Origin of the sequence: Coprococcus intestinihominis (assembly GCF_040096555.1) — a bacterium.
Classification (GTDB): domain Bacteria; phylum Bacillota; class Clostridia; order Lachnospirales; family Lachnospiraceae; genus Coprococcus_A; species Coprococcus_A intestinihominis.
The window spans coordinates 1-961 of sequence record NZ_JBBMEK010000483.1; the positions used below are offsets into that span (position 1 = coordinate 1).

The 961-nt window shown below is 42.9% G+C and carries 1 protein-coding gene; it reads left to right on the forward strand.

Annotation, left to right across the window (positions count from 1 at the left end):
• A partial coding sequence (locus WMO25_RS18370; protein ID WP_349086690.1) for an amidohydrolase family protein occupies window positions 1-639 on the forward strand: 639 nt, incomplete at its 5' end.
• Window positions 640-961: the final 322 nt, after the last annotated feature.

Sequence of the window (961 nt, forward strand, 5' to 3'; positions counted from 1 at the left end):
GATGTGATGGTGGCCAGAGATTGTATGCTGGCATTGCATACAGGAGCACCGGTCTGTATTCAGCATATTAGTTCAGCAAACTCTGTGGAACTTGTTCGTATGGCAAAGAAAATGGGCGCAGATGTCCATGCAGAAGCAACCCCGCATCATTTTACACTGACAGAGGACGCTGTGTTAAAATACGGCACATTGGCACGTATGAATCCGCCTGTACGAACAGAGAATGATCGCCTGCAGATTATCGAAGGTCTGAAGGACGGTACCATCGATCTGATTGTGACGGATCACGCACCACACAGCACAGAAGAAAAGGAAAAGCCGCTGGCGGAAGCACCAAGCGGTATTACAGGCCTTGAAACTTCTCTTGGTCTTGGACTGCTTTCACTGGTTGAACCGGGACATCTGACACTGTTACAGCTGATGGCCTGCATGAGTAAGAATCCTGCAGAGTTTTATCGTATGATCCCGGGTAGTGTGAGCCAGGATGCACCGGCTGATCTTGTAATCTTTGGTGAAAAAGAGCGTTGGACAGTGGATCATTTTGCATCAAAGGCATCCAACAGTCCTTTTAAAGGATGGGAGCTGCCGGGTAAGATTCATTACACTATCTGCGCCGGCAAAATTGTCTACCAGGGATAAACATAGATGTTTATTGCAGCTAACAGATGGGCTGAATATTAAGCAGGCTGCTTTTAATGAGCTTCTTTGTAGTCCACAAGCAAATTTGGATTAAGAATTATAAAAGAAATAATGGCAAATAACATAAAGAAAATGTAAGAATTTCTTAAGTTGTTTTCCAGGGGGGCATGCTAAAATTATTGTGTAGCATTGTTGAAATAATGAGATAATGTGAAAAGAAAACGACAATGAAGAATAATCGGAAAAGGAGAGGTGTGATACGATGAAATCCAAAGGAATCATTTTAATTGCATTGTTATGTACATTTGCAATATCCGGATGC